Below are 23,756 nucleotides of genomic sequence, written 5' to 3'. Positions count from 1 at the left end.
GAAGCACGCCGCTCGAATCAATGGCAATATTGTGCCCGCTTTGCAGCATTTCCTTTCAGCCGTTTCATTGATCGGGAGAGATCGATGGCCGACAGACCGACTTCCAACGGTTCGACCGTCCGTTCGCTGTTCCTCATTGCGGTTGTCGTGGTCGCGCTCGTCGCGGTGTTCGCCTATACGGCGGGCTGGCTCTCACCGGCCCGGCTAACGCCCGCAAAGATCGTCAACGCCCTCGCGCCTCCGGGCGGCCCGGCGCTGGGCTTCCGGCGCAATCATGCCAAGGGCATCTGTTTCACGGGCACTTTCGATTCGAATGGCGCAGCTGTGGCCCTCTCGAAGGCGCCGATGTTCGCGCCGGGCTCGTATCCGGTGACCGGACGTTTCAACCTCGCGACCGCCGACCCCAAGGCGCCGGATGCGACGGTTCGCGTACGAGGCCTGAGTTTGCGCGTTGTTGGCCCGGATGGCAGCGAGTGGCGCTCGGCCATGATCGACGCCCCCGTGTTCCCGGTTGCCACCCCGCAGGCCTTCTATGGGCTGCTGCAGGCGTCGGCCGACAAAAGCGACCCCGATGCCATGAAGCAATTTGCGGCCGCGCACCCCGAGTTTGGCGATTTCGTGAAATGGGCCGGCAGCGCGCCGTGGACGGGCTCATTTGCGCAGGAGCGCTACAACAGCCTGAACAGTTTCATCTTCACCAACGCGTCCGGTCAGGATACGGCCGTGCGCTGGTCGTTCGTACCGGCGGCGAAGCCCGAACCCATGACGCCTGACCAGTTGAAGCAGAAGGGCGCCGACTTCCTTGACACGGACATCACGCAGCGGGTGCAAAGCGGACCGCAGCGTTGGACCATGCTCATTACGGTCGCCAATCCGGGCGATCCGACGGCCGACCCGAGCAAGGCGTGGCCGGAGGATCGCCGCACGGTGGATGCGGGAACGCTCGTGGTCAGCGCGATCGAGCCCGAGCCTGACGGCCCGTGCCGCGACCTCAATTTCGACCCGACTGTACTGCCGTCCGGCATGCATGTGTCGGACGACCCATTCCCGGCCGCGCGTTCAGCCGCCTATTCCGTGTCGTTCAACCGGCGAACGGCGGAAGACAAGGATTATCCGCGCCATCCGGCGGGAGGAGCCACGCCATGACCCCGAGCCACGCCCGCTTTTCGCCATTGCAGCGCGCGCTGCACTGGATCATGGCCGTCTGTATTCTCGCGATGCTGTTTATCGGCGTCGGCATGGTGTCCACCATCGGTCAGGATTATCTGTCGCTGGTGTCGATCCACAAACCGTTGGGCATCACGATCCTTGTTCTCGCGCTGATCCGCCTCGTGGTGAGGTTCGTTCGCGGTTCGCCGCCGTTGCCGGCGTCGATGCCCGAGCCGATGAAACTCGCCGCCTATCTGTCGCATATCGCGTTCTACATTCTGATGATCGCGCTGCCGCTGCTCGGCTGGGGCATGCTGTCCGCGGCGGACTATCCGGTCGTCGTGTTCGGCGTGCACCTGCCGTCCTTCCTCCCGCATAGCAACGGTCTGCATACGCTGCTGTGGAATGCGCACCGTACACTTGCGTTGTGTTTTTTCGCGCTGATCGTGCTGCATCTCGCGGCGGCGTTGCTGCATGCGCTGGTGAGGCGAGACGGAGTATTCGAGGCGATGGCGCCGTGGCGCGAACGGTGATGCGGACAGCGCACTGCGCCCGTCTTTGGCCGCACTTCGCCCGCACTTCGTCCGTGCTGGCGCTGACACCCTTGCGGCTGTGCCACACATTCCCCTTCCGGCAGTCGCGCCCGCTGCGGCGAGCAGCGGCTAGACGGCAACGTGGTCAGCTTACTGGATGACGCCGAACGGAGAGCGCGGCAGGGGCAAGCCGTCCACGTAGGCGGTCGCGCATCGTACCGCGAACGCATAAGCGCAATTGCGGCTCGCAAATTGCCCGAGGTTGCCGAGTGAGGTGGATTCGCCGTCCTCTTTCAGAATGCAGACGCGCGCCATGTAAGTATTGCCGCACCTCGTGCTGGACGGTTGGATCGCGGCGCCACGATGGTAGAGAACCATGAGTTGTCCATCAAAAAACAGGATACCGAAGCCGGCATTCTAAAGTCGCCGTTTTAAAACTGCGTGACTGTTACCTTTCCGAATATAGCGCTTAAATATGACAAAAGCGGGTGCGCGAAAAGCTTATCGAAATATTTTGGTTGTCCTGCGTGCCGGCATGGATTAAATCTGGCACTAGCGCGTCCTGCCTGCGCAGGCGCCACCGGTAACGGGTGAGATCGGTCGGGCGTTCGGTGCGATACCGGGCTGAACGTCAGGCCCTTGAAGAGAATCGACAAGGAGACTGCCATCATGGGAATGCGCCCTGATCCCACCTTTCACGCCTCGCCGAAACTCGCGATGGAAGCGCCGCCGGAAGACTACGCTTACACGGTGCTGCTGAGCCCTGACTTCTCGCAACCCGACGCGCTCGCGGTGATCGACGTGAAACCCGGTTCGCCGACCTACAGCCAGGTGGTTCACACGGTGCCGGTGCCCTACAAGGGCGACGAATTCCATCACTTCGGCTGGAACGCGTGTTCTTCTTCGCTGTCGCCATTGACCGGTCACGCGTTTCTCGAACGGCGCTTTCTGATCATTCCGGGCATGCGTTCTTCACGTCTCTATATCGTCGATACGAAGCCGCATCCCACTCAGGCAAAAATTCACAAGATCATCGAGCCGGAGGAAATCTTCCGCAAGACCGGCTATTCGCGTCCGCACACGGTCCATTGCGGGCCCGAGGGCATTTACATCAGCACCCTCGGTGGAGAAGGCGTGGACGGCACCGACGGGCCGCCCGGCATTTTCATCATGGACTGCGAAACGTTCGACGTGCTCGGGCGCTGGGAGATCGACCGCGGCATTCAGGAGAAGCACTACGACTTCTGGTGGAACCTGCCGCGCGACTACATGGTGTCGAGCGAGTGGGCGTTGCCGCCGCAATTCGAAAACGGCATCGTACCCGAAGACCTGCTGGCCAACCGCTATGGACACCGCATCCATTTCTGGGATCTGCGAGGACGGCGCAACGTGCAGACGCTCGACCTCGGTGCGAAACATCAGATGGCGCTCGAAGTGCGGCCCGCGCACGACCCGAGCCGTGAATACGGTTTTGTCGGCGTGGTGGTCGATACGACGAATCTTGAAGGATCGATCTGGACGTGGTGGCGTGAGAAGGGCGAGTTTCACATTGAAAAAACAGTGACCATTCCGCCTGAACCGGCAGGCACGGAACAGTTGCCGCCTTTGTTGCAAGGCTTCGGCGCAGTGCCGCCGCTCGTCACGGACATCGACCTGTCGATCGACGACAGATTTCTATACGTGGCCTGCTGGGGAACCGGCGAATTGCGTCAATACGACGTGACCGATCCGCGCAAGCCGAAGCTCGCCGGATCCGTCCATATTGGCGGCATTGCGCGGCGCACGCCACATCCGAGTGGCAAAAGTTTCGCAGGCGGACCACAGATGCTCGAAATCAGCCGCGACGGCAAACGTGTCTACTGGACCAACTCGCTGTATTCGACCTGGGATAACCAGTTCTACCCGGAGGGCGTTCCCGCTGCACAGGTCATGGCGCACGCAGGACCCGCCGGCGGTCTCACGCTCGCGAGCGACTACTGGGTCGATTTCCCCGACGGCTACCGCGCGCACCAGATCCGCCTCGAAGGCGGCGACTGCTCGACCGATTCGTTTTGCTATCCATCGGCGGGCGTTTGATCGTCAATGGTTGGTCGCAGGTTGGACTGTGGGCCGCTGTTCTTGCCAGCGGCCTTTATCACGGCATCAATCCGGCCATGGGATGGCCGCTCGCCGTGGCGAACGGCCTGATGGAACGGCGCCCGCGCGCACTGTTCGGCGCGCTCGTCTATCTTGCCGCCGGCCACGTGCTGGCGATGTTCGCGGTGATGCTGCCGTTTGCGTTACTGGCGTTGCTGCTCGCGTGGCAGCGCCAGATCCAGATCGGGGCGAGCGTGCTCGTGATCGGCTTCGGCGCGTTTCTGCTGATCTGGCGGCGGCATCCGCGTCTGCTTGCGCGGATACCGCCGTCGCGGCTCGCGCTCTGGTCGTTTGCCGTCGCCACTGCGCACGGCGCGGGACTGATGCTCGTACCCGTCTATCTTGGACTGTGCCGCGCCGGCGACCTGGACGGCGCGCACCGTGCCGCGCAAACGCTGATCGAAGCGCATCTCGGGATGGCGCTGCTCGTGTCAGGCGCACATGCCGGCGCGATGCTGCTGGCAGGCGGCCTGCTCGCATGGCTCGCCTACCGCTATCTCGGGCTGCGCTTCGTATCGCGAAGCTGGTTCAATCTGGACACGATCTGGGCGGCGAGCCTGATCGCCGTCGGCGCGCTGTCGCTGGTGGTCAATGCGGCAACGCGCGCCTAGCACGGTTGCATGGCCGATCAGAACGGCCTGCTGCCCGACAGGCTGATGCGCTTGAGCACGCGGCGTTGCAACGGGTCGAACTCCGTGCGCGCATGCAATGTCGCCTGATTGTCCCAGTAGACGATATCGCCGGCCTGCCAGCGATGAGTATAGAAAAATCGCGGCGAGGTTAGATGCGCGCGCAACTTTTCAATCAGTGCCGCACCCGCCACGGGATCGTAATCGACGATCTCGACTTCAGTGCGCGCCCCCAGATACAACAGGCGCTTGCCGCTTTGCGGATGAGTGCGCACCAATGGATGCACCGTCCACGGTTCGAGGGGCGTGATGTCCGGCGTGCGGTAGAGCGGCGAGCCGCCTTTTAGCGGAAAACGCCTGCGTAGAAACGGGTTGTACGTGATGAGCTTGAGGCCGTCGATCTGTTCACGCGTGGGCTCGTCGAGCGCCTCATACGCTGCGACGAGGTCGTACCAGCTCGTATCGCCGCCTTGTTCCGGCACTTCGACCGCATACAGCAGCGATCCGGACGACGGTTCGGGCGTCCAGTGATGATCGGAGTGGGGCGGCAGGTCGTGGTTGCCGAGCAGACCGTCATCGACATTCGACACGACCACGATATCGGGTACGACACCGGCCGCGTCCGAACCCAAAACCGGCGCATTGCGCGGTGGGGTATAGATCGAACCGAAGTAGGACGCGAGGCGGCGAAACTGCGGATGATTCAGTCGCTGGTGTCGAAACACCAGAATGCGATGGTCGAGCAGCCCTTGCTTGAGCGCGAGCACCTGGCGTGCGGTCAATTCGCGCGACGCGTCGAGACCTGTGACCTGCGCGCCGAGGGCGGCGTCGAGCGGCTCGACGGCGAACGGTGCAGGGGTGGCTCCTTGATGCGGGACGCTGATAGTCAGGCTGGCAGAGAAGGTTTGAACTGTGCTCATGTTTTCCGATGTCCAGATCGTGGCGACCCATTAACATAAGCATGCCGAACTAACTGGACAAACAATAAAACGCGATAAGGATATGGGGTGTCACGTTATCTGTTTTTCTGATAACCGAAGTTGAAACGCTCGCCGATCCCGACGACGCGGCGAAACTGCCCGTGCCGCTCTGGAGCTTCGATGCCGCGACGATCGAGCGTGCCAATTCGCGCCGCAATGACGCAGTGCGCGCGGTCTATGCCCAGAACTTCAGCGAGCAGCAGACGATCGCGAACATCTTCTATCGTGCGGGACTACTGGCCGCCGGTAAATACAGCATTGGCGCTGCGGCATCGCATTACAACGTCCTGCCAGACAGGCTCACGATAAAGACAGCCGCAACCGTTGTGTTGTTTTGCGATCAGTAAGGCATCAGTTCAGCGCGACGGCCGCAGCCGCGCTCACCGGTGACCCTTCGATCGCTACCGACTGTTTTCCATCCGGCCCAACGGGCACATCGCCGACCAGCGTCGTGCGATACAGTTGACGGTCGAATTCAAGATCGAAGATATCGGTGGGCGCGAGGTGCGCGGTCGCGCGGTTGTCCCAGAACGCGACGCTGCCGGCTTCCCATTTGAAGCGCACCGTAAATTCCGGCCGCGTCACGTGTTCCCACAGCAGTTCGAGCAACACCTGGCTCTCGCGCGGACTGACGCCAGCAATCGACTTGAGAAAGCTCGGGCTGACATAGAGCGCACGCTCGTTTGTCTCCGGATGCACCCTCACGAGCGGATGCTCGGTCACGAGTATCCGCTGCTCGACCGCCTTCGTGAACGCTTCCGTGCCGCTTGCGCCGGCGGGCGCGGTGAAGCGGTGAACGCCACGCAGACCGTCCACGAAGTGCCGCAGCGGCGCCGACAGCTTCTCGTACGCGGCGACGAGGTTGGTCCATTGTGTGTCGCCGCCGTACGGCGGGATCGTCACGCCGCGCAGGATCGATGCCCACGGTGGGTTCAGCGCGGCGGTGACGTCGGTATGCCAGCCTGTCCACGGACGCTGCAGTGCCTGGCCTTCGAAACGGGTGGCCTTGCGGTACTTGGAGATCGAGTAGATTTCCGGATGACCGTCCACGTGGCCAAATACGGGGTGCCCGAGCGTCAGTTCGCCGAACTGCGCGGAGAACGCCACATGCTGTTCATGCGTGAGAAACTGCTCGCGAAAGAACACCACGCGCCACCGAAGCAGCGCCGCGCGAATGCCCGCGATCTGTTGCGCGGTCAGTTTCTGTGTGAGGTCCACGCCATGAATTTCCGCTCCGATGTGCGCGGAAAGCGGGTTGACCTGAATGGACTGGACGTCCTGCACTGCGGCTGCACTCATGAAAGCCTCCTCGCGATATGAACGTTGTGTACGGCTGGTGGGTGATCGCACTAGCGGCCCGCTGCCGCTGCCGCTGCCGCGCGCGGCGCGCTCGCCGCGTAGCGATTCGCGGGCCGGGGCAGCCCGAGGTTCTCACGCAGTGTCGTGCCGTCGTACTCGGTGCGGAACAGCCCGCGCCGCTGCAATTCGGGCACGACGTGATCCGCGAATTCGCTCAGACCGCCAGGCAGCCACGGCGACATGATGTTGAAGCCGTCCGCGCCTTCTTCCTCGAACCATTGCTGCAATTGGTCCGCGATATTCTGCGGTGTGCCGACCACTTGCTGATGCCCGCGCGCACCGGCAATGCGCAGATACAGATCGCGGATCGTCAGGTTTTCGCGCCGGGCGAGATCGAATAACAGACGTTGCCGGCTCTTGCCGCCGTTGGTTTCCGGCAGTTCGGGCAACGGCCCGTCGACGGGATACTGCGAGAGGTCCACACCGCCCGACATGTTGGACAGCAGTGAAAGCCCGACGGCCGGATGAATCAGGTCTTGCAGCGCGGCGAATTTGTCGTCGGCTTCCTGCTGCGTTCGCCCCACCACAGGGAAAATGCCCGGCATGATCTTCAGATACTCAGGCGCACGTCCATATTTCACGAGGCGTGCCTTGACATCGCGATAGAACGATTGCGCTTCTTCCAGCGTCTGATGCGCGACGAAGATCACCTCCGCCGTTTGCGCCGCGAGTTCGCGGCCCGCATCGGACGCGCCTGCCTGCACGACCACTGGCCAGCCTTGTGGAGAGCGCGCAACGTTCAGCGGCCCGCGCACCTTGAAATGTTTGCCGACGTGCTTGAGCACATGAAGCTTGTCCGGATCGAAATACACGCCGCTCTGCTTGTCGCGCACGAACGCGTCGTCCTCCCAGCTATCCCACAGGCCGGCCACCACGTCGTAGAACTCTCTCGCGCGCTCATAGCGCAGCGCATGTTCCGGATGCCGCTCGAAGCCGAAGTTCAGCGCCTCGGCTTCCGTGTTCGACGTGACGAGATTCCAGCCCGAGCGGCCGCCACTCAGATGATCGAGCGACGCGAATTTTCGTGCGAGATTGTACGGCTCGTTGAATGTGGTGGAGACCGTCGCGATCAGGCCGATGTTTTTCGTTACGACCGACAACGCCGACAGCAAAGTCAACGGCTCGAAATGATCGGCGCGCGCAGTGCGCGACAACGAAGCGAGGTGCGTATCGCGCACGCTGACGCTATCGGCGAAGAAAATCGCGTCGAACTTCGCGCGCTCGGCGGTCTGTGCCAGTTCCGCGTAATGTGCAAAGTCGAGGCCACCGCCGGCGTGGGCGTCCGGATGCCGCCATGCGGCGATGTGGTGGCCCGTTTCCATCAGAAAAGCGCCCAGTTTGATCTGCCGCTTCGGCTTGTTCACGCGTGTCTTCTGGTCACTCATGATCGGCTCCATAAATTAGTGTTTTCTGTCATAACCACGTGGCGCATCACCACGCGAGGCGCCATTCGGTGATCGGCGCACTCGCAGCAGGCATTCGCGTGCCGCCTTGCGGCGCGTCGTCTCCGTGCGGGTCGCGAGGTTTTCGTGACGCGGGCGGCTGGTCATGCTGGTCGGCGAAATCGGCCAGTATTTCGTCGCGTAACCGCACGAAACGCGGATCATTGCGGTCGCGCGAGCGCGGCAGCGCAACGTCGACGATCCTTTTGATACGGCCCGGGCGCGGCGCCATCGTGACAACCCGGTCGCCGAGATACAGCGCTTCATCCACGTCGTGCGTGACGAGAATCATCGTGATGCGCTCCTGTTCCCAGATGCGCTGCAGTTCGTTCTGCAAGCGGGCACGGGTGAGCGCGTCGAGCGCGCCGAACGGTTCGTCGAGCAGCAGCACGCGCGGACGATTGACGAGTCCGCGTGCAATCGCCACACGCTGCGCCATGCCGCCGGACAGTTGATGCGGATAAGCATTTTCAAAACCCTTGAGACCGACGAGCGCGATGTGGTCGGCCACAGCCTCACGCTTTTGCGAGGTGGAGAGCGGCGCGTTGCGCAACGCCGCGAGAATATTCTGCGACGCGGTGAGCCACGGAAAGAGCCGATGGTCCTGAAAGACGATCCCGCGCTCGAGCGACGTATCGCGCACCCTGTCGCCGGCTACGACGATCTCACCGCGATAGTCGGTATCGAGCCCTGCAATGAGCCGCAGCAAAGTCGATTTACCGCAACCGCTCGAGCCAAGCACGCTGACGAATTCGCCGGCACGCACGCGCAGATTGATGTCGTCGAGCACGGCGAGCGGCGCCTCGCGTTGCTGGGGGTAATGCTTGCTGACGTGCCGGATGTCGATGCTGTCGGAAAGCGTGGAAAGTGTCATGGGCGGTTCCAAAGGTATGAATCCTGGCCGGTGCCTGGCGGGTATCGGTTACAGGTCAGCGGCGCGCGTTGCCGACTCAAGGCGACGCGCGAAAATCGCGCGTTCGGCTGCGCGGGCCAGCGCATTGAGCGCCCATCCTGTTGTGCCGACAACGATCACGCCGAACAGCACGAGGTCCATGCGGAACTGTTCGCTACCGTCGATCAGCGTGTTGCCGATACCGCTGCCGGCCACCAGCAGGTATTCCGCGCCGAGCGTTGCGAGCCACGAATAGATCAGCGCGAGGTAAATGCCGGTGAAGATCGACGGCAACGCGGCCGGCAGAATCACTGCACGGATCAGTTGCCAGCGCGAATACCGGAAAGCGCGCGCGACCTCGATATAGGCCCGCGGCACCGCGTGGATGCCGTCGCAGGTGTGCGCCGTGACCGGCAGCAACGCGGCGAGCGAGAGGAACACGACCTTCGCCGCATCGCCGAGACCGAACCATACCGAGATCAACGGGATCCACGCAAAGAGGGATATCTGCTTGAACGTGTCGAAGCTTGGACCGATCATGCGCGTCGCCACACGCGAAAAGCCGAGCACGCTGCCAAGCAGCAGACCGCCCGCGGTGCCGATCACGAAACCGCTCGCCTCACGTACGAGCGACGCGGACAGCGCTTTGAGCAGCGCGCCGCTGACAATCTGCTCACGTGCCGTGGCAAGCACTTGGGCAGGGCTTACCAGCAGGCCGCTTTTGAGCGGATGGGAGACGCAAACGCCCCACCAGATTGCAATCGCGATGACAGGCAGCACGGCGCCGCGAAAGTCGATGCGTGGCAACCACGGCAGGCGTGTGGGTGAGCGCGCGGCGGCGCGCCGGAAAGAGGCGGGCGCGGTGCAGTCGCACACAATATCGGCGGAGTGTCGGGACGGGTTCCGGCGTTTGAACGGGGCAAAGTTCATCACGTGTTCCTCATGTGCTGCGCGCGATCACTCGCGAAATGCCGAAGGCTGGCCGCGTCGCAGGCGTGCTTCGAGTGCGTCGAGCAAGCGGTTTACCGTGTAGCCGATCGCGCCGACCACGACGACCGATGCCATCACCAGATCGAGCTGGAACAGTTGCCGCCCGTAGACGATCAGATAGCCGAGCCCTTCGGACGACGCCACGAGTTCCACCACGACCAGTGCGAGCCAGGCCTTGGTGAACGCGAGACGCACGCCGGTGGCGAGTGTCGGCACTGCGGCCGGCAACACCAGAAACGCGATGCGTTGCCAGCCGCTGTACCCGAACACGCGTGCCACTTCGTCGAGCGCGGCAGGGGTTTGCCGGAATCCTTGCAGCGTACTCAGCGTGACCGGCACCAGTGCGGCATGGGCGATCAGAATGTATTTGAGCGGCTCGCCCACACCCACGAGCAGCAGCAGAAACGGCAGCCAGCCGAGTACCGGAATCTGCACGAGCGCATTGAAGCCGGGCAGCACATAAGCTTCGAACGTGCGTGACAGACCCAGTGCCGCGCCGAGCACCAGGCCGAGCAGCGCGCCCGCACCAAAGCCGAGCAGCACGCGTTGCAGGCTGACCAGCGTATGACGCGCGAGGTCGCCGCTTCGCGCGAGGTCGACGAGCGTATCGAACACGCGCTCGGGCGGCGGCAGAATTTGCGGCGCGATCCAGCCGCGCTCGCAACCCACACTCCATAACGTGAACAGCACGGCGGGCAGTACCCACGGAGCGAGCCGCCACGCGAGCGCGTACAGCATCGCATGGCGACGCGCCGGTGCCTGCATGAGATGCGTCGAGGCCTCGGGCGCGCTGGCGTGTGCACGCCGTTCGCGCTTGGCCGGGAGTGCGGTATCGCTCATCGGGGTCGTTCCAGTCGGGTAGCGGAGCGGCTAACTAAGCGGCTAACTAAGCGGTCAACCGAGCGGCTTACCGGCGGCGTCGTAGCGCGTCCAGTAGTGATCGAGCTTTTGCGTGCGCAGCGCGTTGTCGAGATACTTCGTTTCGAACCAGCTATCCACTTCCACCGGCTGACGGATCAGCTTCAGCTTCAACGCGTCCGCCGCCACGGCCTTGTAGCGCGCGACGATAAACGGGTCGATCAGCGGCGAGTTGCGATCCTTCAGACTCTGATGGGCGAACTCGGCCTGCCATGACGAATAAGGGACGCCGCTTTTCGCCCACAGTTTGAAAAGCGCGTCACGGTTTGCTTCGTCGGACGACCATTGCGCGCCCTGCACGAACACGTTGACCACGCGCTGCACGATCTCCGGATGCGCGTGATCGAAGTCGTCGAGCACGAGAAGATGCGACTGTCGCGTGAATTGCGGACCATCGTTCTGTGACTCGTAGACGACTTTCGCCAGCCCCTGATCGCGCAGCTTGTACACGTGATAATCGTTCACGGACGCGTCGATGCCTTTTGAGGCAAGCGCCGCGAGTGAACTGGCAGTATCCAGATTGATCACACGCAGATCGCGTTCGTTAAGCTGGTTCGCTGCGAGCGCGTTGTCCGCGACGAGTTGCAGATTCGTGCCGCGAAAGATCGACACGCGGCGCCCCTTTAGATCCTTGAGTGTGCGCACATCCGAATCGGCCGGCACGGCGACCTTGATGCCGGTACGCACGCCCGTAGCGAGCAGCAGGTGCGTTTTCAGACCGTTGGCGCGAGCGAGCACGGCGGGCAGATCACCCTGGAACGCGAAGTCGAGCGATTTATCGGCGATCGCTTCGTTGACGGCAGGCCCCGCGCCCTTGAAGAACAGCCATTCGACCTTGATGCCGTCCGCCGCGAACTCCTTTTCGAGCGACTGCTGCAGTTGAACCGTTGCCGCAGGCGAACCGCCGAACGTGGGCGGATCGCCGGTGCCTTGCTGCGCAACGCCGATGCGGATCACCGCCGGCTTGTCGGCGTAGGCGTGCGACGCCGCCATTGAAAGCGTTGCGACAGCGAGGAGAATTTTTAGCAGACGGAAAGAGCGCATGCGCGAATACCAATCGAGGGAAGGGGAGCCGTTTGCCGGCGGCCGCAGTGCCTGCAGTGCCTGCAGTGCCTGCAGTGCCCGGTCGGCCGGCACTACACGTTAGATTCGCGCGCGTCCGAATCCAACCAATGATTGCAGATAAGAAAATATGCAGAACTGCGAATCATGATCGTAAGCGACGCCAGGTTCGGCAGTGCTTTGCAGTACGCCAGACAACCGCATGAATCCCGATTTGCATAGTTGAATTCATCGGTTTGCGGGCTCGAACCGCATGGCTACCATTCAACGCTTCACCCTCTCATGCAAAGCCCGCATCATGTCCACAGTTGCCTATCCTTCTGCCGGCGTCGAACAGTCGACCGCCACCGATCACGCGGCGCGGCCCATTGTCATTCGCAGCGCGCAGGACGTGTCGCGCATCGTCAATGCCGGTGCGGCGCACGGCAGCAATGCGCGCGTCGTGATTGCGATTGCGCTCGGCGGTGTCTTTCTCGACGCGTACGATCTGACCTCGCTCGCCTACGGCATCAAGGACATTGCGCGGCAGTTTTCGCTGTCGCCTGTCCAGGTTGGCTTCGTTTCATCCGCTATTACGTTCGGCGCGATTCTCGGCGCGCTCTTCGGCGGGTATCTGACGGACCGCATCGGCCGTTATCGCGTGTTCATGGCGGACATGCTGTTCTTCGTGGTCGCGGCGATTGCGGCCGGGCTCGCGCCCAATGCGTGGGTGCTGGGTGGCGCGCGGTTTCTGATGGGCTTTGGCGTCGGTCTGGATCTGCCGGTGGCGATGGCGTTTCTGGCGGAGTTTTCGCGCGTGGCCGGCAAAGGCAACAAGGCGGCGAGCGTCGCTGCATGGTGCCCCGCGTGGTACGCGGCGACCAGTACCTGCTATCTGCTCATTCTCGGGCTCTATGCGCTTTTGCCCGAGCATCAGTTGGGGTGGCTGTGGCGTCTGACGCTCGCGTTCGGCGCGGTCCCGGCGATTGCGATCATTCTCGTGCGCAGCCGCTATATCAGCGAGTCGCCGGTATGGGCCGCGAATCAGGGTGATCTCGACGAAGCCGCGCGCATTCTGAAGCGCTCATACGGTGTGGACGCCGTGGTCGAGCGCAGCGACGCACCCGCGCAGCCGCCACGCGCGGCATCGTGGCGCAACTATGGCGTGCTGTTCAATGCGACCTACCGGCGACGCACGATTCTCGCCGCAGTGATCGGCAGTGCGTCGTCGTTCGGCTACAACGCGATCATTTTCGGCTTGCCGGTCATCATCACGAGCTTTTTCCATCAGGGCCCGCTCACGACGATCGTCGCGGCGCTCGCGCTGAATCTCGCGTTTGCATTCGTGGGCGGCCTGATCGGCGTGAAGACGGCGCCGACTGTCGGCGCATGGAAGATGACGGTGCTCGGACATGCGTTGCAGTTCGCGTCGCTGATCGGGCTCGCGCTGATCGGCAAGCCGACAAGCGGCGCACTCGTGGTGGTGGCGATTCTGCTGCTGGGTGGTTATCTGTTCGGACAGGGCTTCGGTCCCGGCTCGCATTCGATGACGTACGCATCGCTCAGCTATCCGACGTCGCTGCGTGGCATCGGCGTAGGCTTCAATCAGACGCTGGTGCGCAGTGCGTCGACGGTATCGCTGTTTCTGTTTCCCGTGCTCGCCGCCGCGCTCGGCACGAAAGTGTTCTGGCTGATCGCAATCGCACCGCTGAGTTCGCTGCTCGTGCTGCTGGTCATTCGCTGGGAGCCGTCGGGGTATGACATCGACGGTGAGGATTACGCGCAGCCGGCGCAACGCTGATGTCCGCTCATCTCGAATCCAACGCGCAGCGGTCTTGATGCGCAAGGCACGCGCTTTTGCGTCGAACGATATATGAATTTATCGTTTGGCCGGCGCGGCAAGCCTCGCTACGCTAGTGAGCCTGCTCATGACGCTCCGTCGAAATGATGACTTTTGAACCTGCTTTGCCGTCGCGTGGCCGCCGTCGCCTGCTGGGGCGTCTGGCAGCCGGCGGCCTCGTCGTATCCCACGCCGCGGCGGCCAGCGAACTCCTCAAGCCGCTCGACGTCGCGCCGTCGAGCCGCGTGCCCGGTGCGCCGATACTCGAACACCCTTACGGTGTGCCGTCCGCGCATGAGGCCGGCGTCGTGCGGCGCAGCGCGCGTGCGTGGCCGTTGCCCGGCGCCGCTTCGTCGATGACGCCGCTCGCCGAACTGCACGGCACGATCACGCCCAACGGCCTCGTGTACGAGCGCCATCATGGCGGCGTACCAGACATCGACCCGGATCAGCATCGCCTTGCGATCCACGGCCTCGTGCGCACACCGAAACTGTTCACGATGGATGATCTGCTGCGGCTGCCGTCCGAGTCGCGAATCCATTTTCTCGAATGTTCGGGCAATACCGGCAGCGAATGGAACGGTCCGAGCGGCCAGCCGGTGCAACTCACGCATGGACTGCTGTCCTGTTGCGAATGGACGGGCGTACGTCTGTCGACGTTGTTCGAAGAGGTGGGCGGCACGACGCCGACGGGCGGCTGGCTGCTCGCCGAGGGCGCGGACGCCGCCGCGATGACGCGCAGCCTGCCGATCGACCGTATTCTCGACCGCGCGCTCGTCGTCTATGCGCAAAACGGCGAGCGACTGCGGCCGGAAAACGGCTATCCGTTGCGGCTGATCGTGCCGGGCTTCGAGGGCAACACGAACGTGAAGTGGTTGCGGCGCCTGAAGGTGGTGGACGCGCCGTTGCAGACACGCGAAGAGACATCGAAATACACGAGCCTGCTGGCGAACGGCACTGCACGTCAGTTCGCGTTCGAGATGGACGCGAAGTCGGTGATCACGCGGCCGTCGCCGGGACAGCGGCTCAGCACGCACGGCTATTACCCGATCACCGGTCTCGCGTGGTCGGGACGCGGGACCGTGCGCAAAGTGGAAGTATCGACAGATGGCGGCCACACGTGGCGCGTTGCGCGGCTCGTCGGGGCGGTGAACGATCGCGCGCTCACGCGCTTCGAAGCGGACTGGCGCTGGGATGGCGGCGCAGCGGCCATCCTCTCGCGCGCAACCGATTCGACCGGCTACGTGCAACCTACCCGCGCCGAACTCGTCGCGGCGCGCGGTGTGAATTCGCAGTATCACTACAACGCGATCCAGCAATGGCGCGTGGAAGTGAACGGTGAGGTGCGCAATGCGTGAGGCGCGCTACAAGCCTCCACGTGGACGTGTTGCACTGTCCGCAGTGTGTCTGCTGTTGGTGTTCGCGTCGTGTTCGTCCGTTGCGCCGCAAGCCCGCGACGGTCCGCTACAGCGGGAAGCACCGCACGATATCGGTACGCCGCTCACCGCAGCGGATGTCGCCGCGTGGAATATCGACGTGGCGCCGGACGGGCGGGGACTGCCTGCCGGCAGCGGGGACGTGGCCACCGGCGCGCACGTGTTCGCGACGAAATGCGCGGCATGTCACGGTGCCCACGGGCAAGGCGGCCTGGGCGATGCGCTGGTGGGCGGGCAGGGGACGCTCGCGAGCACGAAGCCCATGCGCACGGTCGGCAGCTACTGGCCGTATGCAACGACGCTGTTCGACTATATCCGCCGCGCCATGCCGTACAACGCGCCCGAGTCGCTTTCCGCCGACGAGGTGTATGCGGTAAGCGCATTCCTGCTCAATCAGAACGGAATCGTGCCCGCCGACACGCGGCTCGATGCCGCGTCGTTGCCGCGCATAGTCATGCCCAACCGCGCGGGATTCGTGCCCGATCCGCGTCCCGGGCAGCTTTGATCGGGCCGCATGGCGTCGTGCAAAACCGCGCTGCGAGCAAGGTTTTGCGTGGCGCCCATCGTGCCGCGCGTTTAAACATCGGGTTTATCACTCCAGCAGATAACCGTATCGCATTTGCTTCGTTGTCGGCGCGCGCGTCGCCCGGTAGATTCGTCTGTCTGCGCCTTCTGGCTACCTCTGGTGCCTTCGGACGCTTTCCGACCATTCGACGACGAGTTTCCTGTGACGATTGCCCTCGCAACTAACGCCGGCGACGCCGGCCATTCCGTTCCCGATCAGCCGATCGTGATTCGTGCATTCGATGGCCCGCTCGGCGCCGAAGTGATCGGACTCGACCTTGGCCGGCCGCTCAGCCAGCACGATTTCGCCCGCATTCACCGCGCGCATCTGGATCACCACGTGCTCGTGTTTCGCGAGCAGCGCATCACGCCGGATCAGCAGATTGCGTTCAGCCGACGCTTCGGCCCCTTGCAGATTCACGTGTTGCATCAATTCCAGCTGCCCGGTTTTCCGGAGGTGCTGGTGGTGTCGAATGTCGTCGAAAACGGGCAGCCGATCGGGCTCGGCGACGCGGGTCACTTCTGGCATTCGGATCTGTCGTACAAGGAGAAACCGAGCCTGGGATCGCTGCTGCATGCGCAGGAATTGCCGGCGGAAGGTGGCGACACGCTGTTTGCGAACATGCATCTCGCGTGGGACACGCTGCCCACGCATTTGCGTACGGCCGTAGAAGGACGCTCGGCCGAGCATACCTACCTTGCGAAGTACGCGGAATTGCAAAAGCGCAGCCCGTGGCGGCCGAATCTGTCCGCCGGGCAGATCGCGCAGGTGAAACCGGTGGTGCACCCCGTGGTGCGCGAGCATCCGGAAACCGGGCGCAAGGCGCTCTTCGTGAGCGAGCATTTCACGACGCGCATCATCGGTGTACCTGAAGACGAGAGCAGGCAGCTGCTCGAAGAACTCTTCGCACACAGCGTGCGGCCGGAACACCTGTACCGGCATCAATGGGCCGAACACGACATGGTGTTCTGGGACAACCGTTCGCTGATGCATCTGGCCGCCGGCACGCCGGACCATCTGCGCCGCAAACTCTATCGCACCACTATCGAGGGCGATGTGCCTTTTTGATGGCCGCGTAGTCCGTCTTTGCGCCACGCTTGCTTTACGCCGATATCACGCTCATTTAACACCCTCTGGAGTCCGAATGATCACCAGGTTCCGTCCAACCGCCGCGCGGTCGACTTTTGCTTGCCGCGCGACTGCCTCGCTGCTCACCATCTCACTGGGGCTGGCAGGCGTGGGCGCGGCGCTGCCCGCGCGGGCTGAAGGACAGATAAGGATCGCCGAGCAGTTCGGCGTGGTCTATCTGCTGCTGAACGTGGCGCGTGATCAGCAGTTCGTCGAGAAGGAAGGGCGCAAGCAGGGTCTGGACATCAAGGTCGACTGGGTCAAACTGTCCGGCGGCGCAGCGGTCAACGACGCGCTGCTTTCGGGCGCGGTGGATATCGCAGGCGCCGGCGTGGGGCCTTTGCTGACGATCTGGGACCGCACCTACGGCAGGCAGAATGTAAAGGGCGTCGCGTCGCTCGGCAATCTGCCGTACTACCTCGTCAGCAACAACCCGAACGTGAAGACGATCGCCGACTTCACGGACAAAGACCGTATCGCGGTGCCGGCTGTGAGCGTGTCGGTGCAGTCCCGCGTTCTGCAATATGCGGCGGCCAAACGCTGGGGCGACAAGGATTACAACCGTCTCGACAGATACACCCAGGCGTTGCCTCATCCGGACGCCGCCGCGGCGATCATCGCGGGCGGCACGGAAATCACCGGGCATTTCGGCAATCCGCCGTTCCAGGAGCAGGAACTGGCCGGCAACCCGAAGGCGCATATCGTGCTGAACTCCTACGACGTGCTGGGCGGCCCGAGTTCCGCGACCGTGCTGTATGCCACGGAAAAATTCCGCAACAGCAACCCGAAGACCTATCGCGCGTTCGTCGATGCGCTCGCCGACGCGGCCCGTTTCATCTCGACGAATCCCGACGCTGCCGCCGACATTTATATCCGCACCAATCAGTCGAAGATCGACCGTAATCTGCTGCTGAAGGTGATCAAGGATCCGCAGGTGCAGTTCAAGGTTGCGCCGCAGAACACACTCGGGCTTGCGCAATTCATGCATCGCGTCGGCGCGATCAAAAACGAACCGAAGTCGTGGAAAGACTATTTCTTCGACGACCCGGCAACCGCGGCGGGCAGCTAGCCATGAACGCGTACCCGAACCTTCCTGCCCACCCGCCGGCCCCTACGTGCCGATATACAGGAGCGATCTGATGGTGGCGAATCCTACCGTGCTTTTTCCGAGCCGCGTCAATCAGGCCGTGGCGACCAGTGAGAAGCTGCTTGCGGTCGAGAACGTCAATCTCGAATATCGCACGCGCGAGCGGGTCGTTCGCGCGACCCACGACGTCAGTTTCGACGTCTACGGTGGCGACCGTTTTGTCTTACTGGGTCCGTCGGGCTGCGGCAAATCCACGTTGCTCAAGGCCGTGGCGGGCTTTATCCCGCCCACGTCCGGCCGCATGACGCTCGACGGCCAGACGATCAAGGGACCTGGTGCCGATCGCATCGTCGTGTTTCAGGAGTTCGACCAGTTGCCGCCGTGGAAAACCGTGCTGCAAAACGTGGCGTTCCCGCTGCGGGTGGCGAAAAAACTGTCGCGTGCGCAAGCCAGAGAGCGTGCGTTGCACTATCTGGAGAAGGTGGGGCTCGCGTCATTCGCCGACGCTTATCCGCATACGTTATCCGGTGGGATGAAACAGCGCGTGGCGATCGCGCGCGCGCTCGCCATGCAGCCGCGCGTGCTGCTGATGGACGAGCCATTCGCTGCGCTCGACGCACTCACGCGTCGCAAGATGCAGGAAGAACTGCTGCGCCTGTGGGAAGAAGTCAATTTCACGCTGCTGTTCGTCACCCATTCGATCGAGGAAGCGCTCGTGATCGGCAACCGGATTCTGCTGCTCTCGCCCCATCCCGGACGCGTGCGTGCGGAACTCAACAGCCATCAGTATTCGCAGGACAGCTTTGGGCGCAGTGACTTCCAGCATACGGTCGCCCGGATTCATCATCTGTTGTTCGAGCAGACGGAGGCCGTGCAATGAGTTCTCCCGCCACATTGTCGCCGCCGGTTCGAGAGGAATACGAACGGACTCTGGAGCCGCTTCGCGAAATCGCCGTCGAAGCGCCGTTGCCGCTCGGCAAGCGAGTCTTCGCGCAGAGCGGTTTGCGTAAAACGCTGATCGCGCTCGTGCTTGTCGGGCTATGGGAAATCGCCGCGCGCGCAATCAATAACGATCTGCTGTTGCCGACGTTCGGCGCCACGCTCAGCGCTTTCGTCCAGGGCGTCTGGTCGGGCGAGCTGCTGCAGAAAACGGCCGTGTCGATGTCAGTGCTGCTGCGCGGCTATCTGCTTGGCGCCGCGCTCGCTTTTCTGCTTACGTCGCTGGCGGTATCCACACGCGTGGGCCGCGACGTGCTCTCGATGCTCACGGCGATGTTCAACCCGTTGCCGTCCATCGCGTTGCTGCCGATCGCATTGCTCTGGTTCGGTCTGGGCACAGGCAGCCTGCTGTTCGTGCTGGTGCATTCGGTGCTATGGCCGCTCGCGCTGAATACTTACTCGGGCTTCCAGTCGGTGCCCGAGACGCTGCGCATGACAGGGCGAAACTACGGGCTCACCGGCCTGCGCCACGTGCTGCTGATTCTGGTGCCTGCCGCGTTGCCGGCTATTCTCGCCGGCTTGCGGGTGGGCTGGGCGTTCGCATGGCGCACGCTGATCGCCGCGGAACTCGTGTTTGGCGCGAGTTCGGGCAGCGGCGGGCTCGGCTGGTACATTTTCCAGAATCGCAACGAGCTATATACGGATCGCGTTTTTGCGGGTCTTGCCGCGGTGATCGTGATAGGACTGCTGGTCGAGCATCTCGTGTTCGACACGCTGGAGCGCATGACCGTGCGTCGCTGGGGCGTGCAGCGCTAAGACCTGCACTGCCGTGCGTCCAGGCTGCTACGAGCGTCCGGCATAGCACGGACGCTCACGAACAGACGAGCGATGGGTTCGCCCAATCCGCGATATCTCCCGTTACGCCGTCATGGCCGTCGGTGACGACGAGGCGCAGCGTGTTGCGTCCCGCCACACTGACGCGCACCGTCTTGACCGGCGTCGAATTCGTGACGAAGCCGCTGTCGTACAGTTCGACATTGTCGGCCCACACCTGGTAGTCCACCGACCCCGCGCCTTGCGCGGCCGCGTCCAGTCCGATATCGCTCTGGAACGTCGTGCAGTGTCCATTGAGCCGATACACGATCTGCGCGGGCGCGTTCACTGTCATACCGTCCACATAGCTGGTTCCATGGACGACCACGGCCCCGGTTGCCGATGTGCCGACCGGCAACGCCGCGCCCTCGGGACCGACTTTCACCGCGACACTGCCTGACTGCACCGCAGACCAGACCGGCGTCTGTGGCGCCAGCGAACCCGTCGTAGCAACCGGGTCGGTGCCCGTGAGCTTGACCAGAACCGCGCCGGTAGCCGGCACGGTTTGCGTGAGGCTCTGCGATACGCTGCCGAGGCTCGCACCGGTCACGAGGTTGGTGGCCTGCACTGCACCGGTCAGTCCGAGATTCGCCAGCTTGACCGTAATGGGCGCGGCCGTCGCGCCGCGGTTGAGTAATGCCACTGCGCGCGTACCGGTTGCGGACAATGGCTTGGTCCATACCTGCAGCGAGCCGGAACTGTCCGCCGTGTCGAGCACGGCTTGCAGTGCGAGCGCGTCCTGATTCACGGCAATGATCGACGCGTTGGTCAGCAACGCTTGCGTGGCAGCGCTTTGCGTGCGCACGTCATTACCGGCATTCAGTCCGCTCGACATCATGGCCCACATCACAAAGTGAGCGGTGTCCTGATCGGCGGTCATGCCATTGCCGACTTCGAGCATGTCCATGTCGTTGAAATAGCCCGGCACCGCCCACGCGGCGTCTGCTGCACTGATGTCGATGATCGACGTCACTGACGTGAACTTTGCGGTAATGTCCTGCGAGATGCGGGACATGTCGGCGTAGGCCGGCACGTACAGCGTTCCGTCGGAGGCGAAGTTGGTCGGCAGCGTTGCGTTCGCGCTGTACGGGTTGATGCTCAGGTACATCGTGCGCCCTGTTGCGGCAATGCCGGCGCGCATGGCCGGAAATGCAGTGAGACTGCCGCCGCAGTAGTCGAACTTGATGTAATCGACGCCCCAGTTGGCAAACGTCTGTGCATCCACACTTTCATGACCGAGGCTGCCGGCCCCCACGCCCGGCGGATAGGAGGGGGGCCGTGCGCCGTGCGAAAGTCCGGCGCACGTGTTCGTACCGGCCGACGTATAAAGACCGAATTTCAGGCCCTTGGCATGCACGTAAGCCGCGAGTGCCTGAATGCCATCGGGGAACGTGGTGGCGTTCGAATAGAGCTGACCCGTGGTTGGATTGCGGCCGCCGACCCAGCAGTCGTCGACGGTCACATACTGGTAGCCGGCTGCCGCCATGCCGTTCGACGCGATTGCGTCCGCCACCGACTTGATCGTCGCCTCGCTATTGTTGCAGCCAAAGGTATTCCACGAGTTCCAGCCCATTGGCGGCGTCCTGAAACGGGCCTGAACGAGCGCGATGCCGGGATCGGGGTTGCCAGAGGAGATTGCGCCCGGACTGTCGACGCTGCCTCCACAACTGGCGAGAAACAGGCACAAGAGGGCGATTGCAAAAGCAGGAAAGCTGCTGAGCGCGGATAGCGGGCGCATGATCGTGTCTCCTTCCGAAGCGCCTGGGCATCGGTTTTATCGAGGAAATTCGACCCTCGACTCATACAAAGAGCGTAGACCCCGTCTATCAGCGATGCAAACTTTGAACGCGAGTGTCACATACCAGGAACGAGGCAGGAACGCGGCCCGCATTGCGATGCAACATCCGGATGCTAAGGAATGCGTAGATAAGCGCTCGGAAGGCGTCGGTTCAGGCCTCGCTCGAACGTGCGTCCAGTTCGTCGAAACGCTTCCACTTGTAGAACGCCGCCGAGACCAGCCAACTCACGATAAATACGCCGATGATCACGTAGCCGATCATGCCGAAATGGTCGTTCAGGCTGCCAATCAGGTTCCAGAAACTGCCGGTGAGCTGCAACCTGTCGGCAGCGAGGCCGAGTCCTTCCACGCTGCCTACCAGCAGTGCAACCAGCGCGGAGATCGTAGTGATCGTGATGTTGTAGTAGAGCTTGCGAATCGGCTTGACGAACGCCCAGCCATAGGCGCCCAGCATCAGGACACTGTCTGTCGTATCGATCAGCGTCATGCCCGCGGTGAAAAGCACGGGGAACACGAGGATCGACCAGATCGGCATCCCTTGTGTCGCCCCCGCTGCGGAGAGGCCGAGCAGGCCGACCTCGGTCGCGGTATCGAATCCCAGCCCGAACAGGAAGCCGAGAAAGTACATGTGCCAGCTCTTCGTGACGAGCCCGAACAGCGGCCGGAAAATCCGTGCAAGGAAGCCACGGTCGGCGAGCAGCATGTCGAAATCCTCGTCGACGTACGGTTCGCCGCGTCGAACCCTGCGGAACGCGCGAATCACTGAGCCAAGAATCCACAGATTCATCAACGCGATCGCAAACAGAAAAAGCGTGGAGACGATCGTGCCGATCAATCCGCCGATATCCTTGAAAGCCGCCATCCGGCTTTGCAGCGCCATCGCGGTGGCCGCGATGCCGGCCGACGCGAGTACGACAATGGTGGAGTGGCCGAGCGAAAAAGCGAGGCCGATCGTGACGGGCCGCTTGCCGCCTTGCATCAGCTTGCGCGTCACGTTGTCGATCGCCGCGATGTGGTCCGCGTCGACCGCATGCCGCAGTCCGAACGAGTACGCGAGCAGGCACGTGCCCATCAGCAGCGGATACCGGTGAAAAGCGACGAATGCCCAGACCCAGGCGATGATGTTGAACGCGATCAAAAACAGGTAAAGGCCGCCAATTTTCTGGCGAAGACGGCCATGTTCGTTGCCGGACAGTGCCTTGATCAGATCGGCCATTGAGATCCCTGAAAAATGATGAGGCGTCGCGACAGCGCGCAATACCCGACTTTGTTCTGGTGAAAGATAATACCTTTTCAAAAAAACCTCACACTAGAATTATCGCATTACCCCCATTACCCCCATTACCCCTTTACCCGCCACTCGCGAGGACGCCATGCAGCGCATCACCATCACGATCGACGACGACCTGCTTGCCACCGTGGATAGCATGGTCGAGCAGCGCGGTTATACGAGCCGCTCGGAAGCGCTCCGGGATCTGGTGAGAGAGAGCCAGACCCGGGCGCCCGCCACCCACCCGGGCGACCTCTGCGTGGCAACGCTGACCTATGTGTACGATCACGCCACGCGCGATCTTGCGCGGCGCATCACGCAGGCGCATCACGACCGTCACGACATGTCGGTGGCGAACATGCGCGTGCATCTGGACCACGACAGCCTGCTGGAATCGTCGGTACTGCGCGGTCGCTCGCAGGAAGTCGCGGCTTTCGCGGACAGCGTGTCGAGCCAGCGCGGCGTGCGCTTCGCGCGGCTGCACATGATTCCGGTGTCGCTCGAGCGCCTGCGGCACCACCACGGCAGCGCCGAAGATCAGCACGACCACCTGCACGTATGACACGGATGAAAGTGGATTGACGGAGCTGCCTAAGGTCTATAAGGCCGCGCCCACTCATTCTCGATCACGGAGGTCATTTGTCGCCGTCCATAGCGGTGACTTTTCCTCACACTAGCGAGCCTTAATATCCATTGAGTCGCCTTCGTCCGCCTCCGATAATTCGTCCATCAGAAACGCGCGATGAAGGAG

The 23,756-nt window shown here is 62.8% G+C and carries 22 protein-coding genes and 1 pseudogene; 13 read left to right on the top strand and 10 right to left on the bottom strand.

Annotated elements, in window-relative coordinates; genetic code table 11:
- Positions 1-84: 84 nt before the first annotated feature.
- Both AAGS40_RS07395 and AAGS40_RS07390 read left to right on the top strand, forming a co-directional pair.
- Positions 85-1,146: a catalase family peroxidase gene (locus AAGS40_RS07395; protein WP_345814196.1), complete on the top strand. Its 1,062-nt coding sequence runs from the start codon at positions 85-87 to the stop codon at positions 1,144-1,146.
- On the top strand, positions 1,143-1,682 hold the full coding sequence (locus tag AAGS40_RS07390) for a cytochrome b/b6 domain-containing protein (protein WP_345814195.1): 540 nt from the start codon (positions 1,143-1,145) through the stop codon (positions 1,680-1,682). Before AAGS40_RS07395 ends, AAGS40_RS07390 begins: the two co-directional genes overlap by 4 nt.
- 150 nt (positions 1,683-1,832) lie before the next feature.
- Here the strand turns inward: AAGS40_RS07390 and AAGS40_RS07385 are convergent, their stop codons facing one another.
- Positions 1,833-2,060 (bottom strand): hypothetical protein, encoded by a 228-nt coding sequence (locus AAGS40_RS07385; RefSeq protein WP_345814194.1) that lies wholly within the window; start codon positions 2,058-2,060, stop codon positions 1,833-1,835.
- A 291-nt stretch (positions 2,061-2,351) separates the two neighbouring features.
- Between AAGS40_RS07385 and AAGS40_RS07380 the strand changes: the two genes are divergently transcribed.
- Complete coding sequence (locus AAGS40_RS07380; protein WP_345814193.1) at positions 2,352-3,758, top strand: selenium-binding protein SBP56-related protein; 1,407 nt, start codon at positions 2,352-2,354, stop codon at positions 3,756-3,758.
- Complete coding sequence (locus AAGS40_RS07375) at positions 3,755-4,429, top strand: hypothetical protein (RefSeq protein ID WP_345814192.1); 675 nt, start codon at positions 3,755-3,757, stop codon at positions 4,427-4,429. The genes AAGS40_RS07380 and AAGS40_RS07375 overlap by 4 nt, the downstream gene beginning before the upstream one ends.
- 17 nt (positions 4,430-4,446) lie before the next feature.
- Here the strand turns inward: AAGS40_RS07375 and AAGS40_RS07370 are convergent, their stop codons facing one another.
- Positions 4,447-5,367 (bottom strand): TauD/TfdA family dioxygenase, encoded by a 921-nt coding sequence (locus AAGS40_RS07370; RefSeq protein WP_345814191.1) that lies wholly within the window; start codon positions 5,365-5,367, stop codon positions 4,447-4,449.
- Between the two features lie 131 nt (positions 5,368-5,498).
- Between AAGS40_RS07370 and AAGS40_RS07365 the strand changes: the two are divergent.
- Positions 5,499-5,672, top strand: a pseudogene (locus AAGS40_RS07365) (aliphatic sulfonate ABC transporter substrate-binding protein); the annotation flags it as partial.
- A 106-nt stretch (positions 5,673-5,778) separates the two neighbouring features.
- On the opposite strand, the gene AAGS40_RS07360 reads toward AAGS40_RS07365, so the two are convergent.
- The 6 genes from AAGS40_RS07360 to AAGS40_RS07335 form a co-directional block, all read right to left on the bottom strand.
- The gene (locus AAGS40_RS07360) at positions 5,779-6,726 is read right to left on the bottom strand and encodes a TauD/TfdA family dioxygenase (protein ID WP_345814190.1); all 948 of its coding nucleotides are present in this window, start codon (positions 6,724-6,726) and stop codon (positions 5,779-5,781) included.
- Positions 6,727-6,776: 50 nt separating this feature from the next.
- The gene (locus tag AAGS40_RS07355; protein ID WP_345814189.1) at positions 6,777-8,171 is read right to left on the bottom strand and encodes an LLM class flavin-dependent oxidoreductase; all 1,395 of its coding nucleotides are present in this window, start codon (positions 8,169-8,171) and stop codon (positions 6,777-6,779) included.
- A gap of 46 nt (positions 8,172-8,217) precedes the next feature.
- Positions 8,218-9,102, bottom strand: a complete 885-nt coding sequence (locus AAGS40_RS07350; protein WP_345814188.1) for an ABC transporter ATP-binding protein — start codon at positions 9,100-9,102, stop codon at positions 8,218-8,220.
- A gap of 48 nt (positions 9,103-9,150) precedes the next feature.
- Positions 9,151-10,050, bottom strand: coding sequence for an ABC transporter permease (locus tag AAGS40_RS07345; protein ID WP_345814187.1), 900 nt, complete (start codon positions 10,048-10,050; stop codon positions 9,151-9,153).
- Positions 10,051-10,077: 27 nt separating this feature from the next.
- Entirely contained in the window at positions 10,078-10,875 is a 798-nt protein-coding gene (locus AAGS40_RS07340) for an ABC transporter permease (RefSeq protein WP_345814306.1), read from the bottom strand.
- Between the two features lie 129 nt (positions 10,876-11,004).
- Positions 11,005-12,072, bottom strand: coding sequence for an ABC transporter substrate-binding protein (locus tag AAGS40_RS07335; RefSeq protein WP_345814186.1), 1,068 nt, complete (start codon positions 12,070-12,072; stop codon positions 11,005-11,007).
- Between the two features lie 316 nt (positions 12,073-12,388).
- Here AAGS40_RS07335 and AAGS40_RS07330 point away from each other — a divergent pair, with 316 nt between their 5' ends.
- The 7 genes from AAGS40_RS07330 (at position 12,389) to AAGS40_RS07300 (ending at position 19,880) form a co-directional block, all read left to right on the top strand.
- Positions 12,389-13,870, top strand: coding sequence for an MFS transporter (locus AAGS40_RS07330; RefSeq protein ID WP_345814185.1), 1,482 nt, complete (start codon positions 12,389-12,391; stop codon positions 13,868-13,870).
- Positions 13,871-14,016: 146 nt separating this feature from the next.
- Entirely contained in the window at positions 14,017-15,267 is a 1,251-nt protein-coding gene (soxC, locus tag AAGS40_RS07325; RefSeq protein WP_345814304.1) for a sulfite dehydrogenase, read from the top strand.
- Positions 15,260-15,850 carry a c-type cytochrome gene (locus AAGS40_RS07320; RefSeq protein ID WP_345814184.1) on the top strand — a complete coding sequence of 197 codons (591 nt, stop codon included), beginning with the start codon at positions 15,260-15,262 and terminating at the stop codon, positions 15,848-15,850. Before soxC ends, AAGS40_RS07320 begins: the two co-directional genes overlap by 8 nt.
- A gap of 222 nt (positions 15,851-16,072) precedes the next feature.
- On the top strand, positions 16,073-16,978 hold the full coding sequence (locus tag AAGS40_RS07315) for a TauD/TfdA family dioxygenase (protein ID WP_345814183.1): 906 nt from the start codon (positions 16,073-16,075) through the stop codon (positions 16,976-16,978).
- Positions 16,979-17,054: 76 nt separating this feature from the next.
- Entirely contained in the window at positions 17,055-18,107 is a 1,053-nt protein-coding gene (locus AAGS40_RS07310) for an ABC transporter substrate-binding protein (RefSeq protein WP_345814181.1), read from the top strand.
- Between the two features lie 70 nt (positions 18,108-18,177).
- On the top strand, positions 18,178-19,005 hold the full coding sequence (locus tag AAGS40_RS07305; RefSeq protein WP_345814180.1) for an ABC transporter ATP-binding protein: 828 nt from the start codon (positions 18,178-18,180) through the stop codon (positions 19,003-19,005).
- Complete coding sequence (locus AAGS40_RS07300; protein WP_345814179.1) at positions 19,002-19,880, top strand: ABC transporter permease; 879 nt, start codon at positions 19,002-19,004, stop codon at positions 19,878-19,880. Before AAGS40_RS07305 ends, AAGS40_RS07300 begins: the two co-directional genes overlap by 4 nt.
- Positions 19,881-19,935: 55 nt before the next feature.
- Here AAGS40_RS07300 and AAGS40_RS07295 read toward each other — a convergent pair whose 3' ends face one another.
- Positions 19,936-21,675, bottom strand: a complete 1,740-nt coding sequence (locus tag AAGS40_RS07295) for an NPCBM/NEW2 domain-containing protein (RefSeq protein ID WP_345814178.1) — start codon at positions 21,673-21,675, stop codon at positions 19,936-19,938.
- Positions 21,676-21,886: 211 nt separating this feature from the next.
- The gene (locus AAGS40_RS07290; protein WP_345814177.1) at positions 21,887-22,951 is read right to left on the bottom strand and encodes a HoxN/HupN/NixA family nickel/cobalt transporter; all 1,065 of its coding nucleotides are present in this window, start codon (positions 22,949-22,951) and stop codon (positions 21,887-21,889) included.
- 157 nt (positions 22,952-23,108) lie between these two features.
- Here AAGS40_RS07290 and nikR point away from each other — a divergent pair, with 157 nt between their 5' ends.
- Positions 23,109-23,567: a nickel-responsive transcriptional regulator NikR gene (nikR, locus tag AAGS40_RS07285; protein WP_345814176.1), complete on the top strand. Its 459-nt coding sequence runs from the start codon at positions 23,109-23,111 to the stop codon at positions 23,565-23,567.
- Positions 23,568-23,756: the final 189 nt, after the last annotated feature.

Source organism: Paraburkholderia sp. PREW-6R, assembly GCF_039621805.1.
Classification (GTDB): Bacteria; Pseudomonadota; Gammaproteobacteria; order Burkholderiales; family Burkholderiaceae; genus Paraburkholderia.
Note: the sequence above shows the minus strand (reverse complement) of the source record. Positions and strands in the feature narration are given on the sequence as shown.

Bases quoted from the DNA above. Each gene is read 5' to 3' on its own strand.
- AAGS40_RS07330 (WP_345814185.1), top strand. From the start codon at position 12,389: ATGTCCACAGTTGCCTATCCTTCTGCCGGCGTCGAACAGTCGACCGCC.
- AAGS40_RS07295 (WP_345814178.1), bottom strand. From the start codon at position 21,675: ATGCGCCCGCTATCCGCGCTCAGCAGCTTTCCTGCTTTTGCAATCGCC.
- AAGS40_RS07385 (WP_345814194.1), bottom strand. From the start codon at position 2,060: ATGGTTCTCTACCATCGTGGCGCCGCGATCCAACCGTCCAGCACGAGG.
- AAGS40_RS07340 (WP_345814306.1), bottom strand. From the start codon at position 10,875: ATGCAGGCACCGGCGCGTCGCCATGCGATGCTGTACGCGCTCGCGTGG.
- AAGS40_RS07380 (WP_345814193.1), top strand. From the start codon at position 2,352: ATGGGAATGCGCCCTGATCCCACCTTTCACGCCTCGCCGAAACTCGCG.
- AAGS40_RS07305 (WP_345814180.1), top strand. From the start codon at position 18,178: ATGGTGGCGAATCCTACCGTGCTTTTTCCGAGCCGCGTCAATCAGGCC.
- soxC (WP_345814304.1), top strand. From the start codon at position 14,017: ATGACTTTTGAACCTGCTTTGCCGTCGCGTGGCCGCCGTCGCCTGCTG.
- AAGS40_RS07370 (WP_345814191.1), bottom strand. From the start codon at position 5,367: ATGAGCACAGTTCAAACCTTCTCTGCCAGCCTGACTATCAGCGTCCCG.
- AAGS40_RS07290 (WP_345814177.1), bottom strand. From the start codon at position 22,951: ATGGCCGATCTGATCAAGGCACTGTCCGGCAACGAACATGGCCGTCTT.
- AAGS40_RS07320 (WP_345814184.1), top strand. From the start codon at position 15,260: ATGCGTGAGGCGCGCTACAAGCCTCCACGTGGACGTGTTGCACTGTCC.
- AAGS40_RS07360 (WP_345814190.1), bottom strand. From the start codon at position 6,726: ATGAGTGCAGCCGCAGTGCAGGACGTCCAGTCCATTCAGGTCAACCCG.
- AAGS40_RS07345 (WP_345814187.1), bottom strand. From the start codon at position 10,050: ATGAACTTTGCCCCGTTCAAACGCCGGAACCCGTCCCGACACTCCGCC.
- AAGS40_RS07395 (WP_345814196.1), top strand. From the start codon at position 85: ATGGCCGACAGACCGACTTCCAACGGTTCGACCGTCCGTTCGCTGTTC.
- AAGS40_RS07310 (WP_345814181.1), top strand. From the start codon at position 17,055: ATGATCACCAGGTTCCGTCCAACCGCCGCGCGGTCGACTTTTGCTTGC.
- AAGS40_RS07390 (WP_345814195.1), top strand. From the start codon at position 1,143: ATGACCCCGAGCCACGCCCGCTTTTCGCCATTGCAGCGCGCGCTGCAC.
- AAGS40_RS07355 (WP_345814189.1), bottom strand. From the start codon at position 8,171: ATGAGTGACCAGAAGACACGCGTGAACAAGCCGAAGCGGCAGATCAAA.
- AAGS40_RS07335 (WP_345814186.1), bottom strand. From the start codon at position 12,072: ATGCGCTCTTTCCGTCTGCTAAAAATTCTCCTCGCTGTCGCAACGCTT.
- nikR (WP_345814176.1), top strand. From the start codon at position 23,109: ATGCAGCGCATCACCATCACGATCGACGACGACCTGCTTGCCACCGTG.
- AAGS40_RS07300 (WP_345814179.1), top strand. From the start codon at position 19,002: ATGAGTTCTCCCGCCACATTGTCGCCGCCGGTTCGAGAGGAATACGAA.
- AAGS40_RS07350 (WP_345814188.1), bottom strand. From the start codon at position 9,102: ATGACACTTTCCACGCTTTCCGACAGCATCGACATCCGGCACGTCAGC.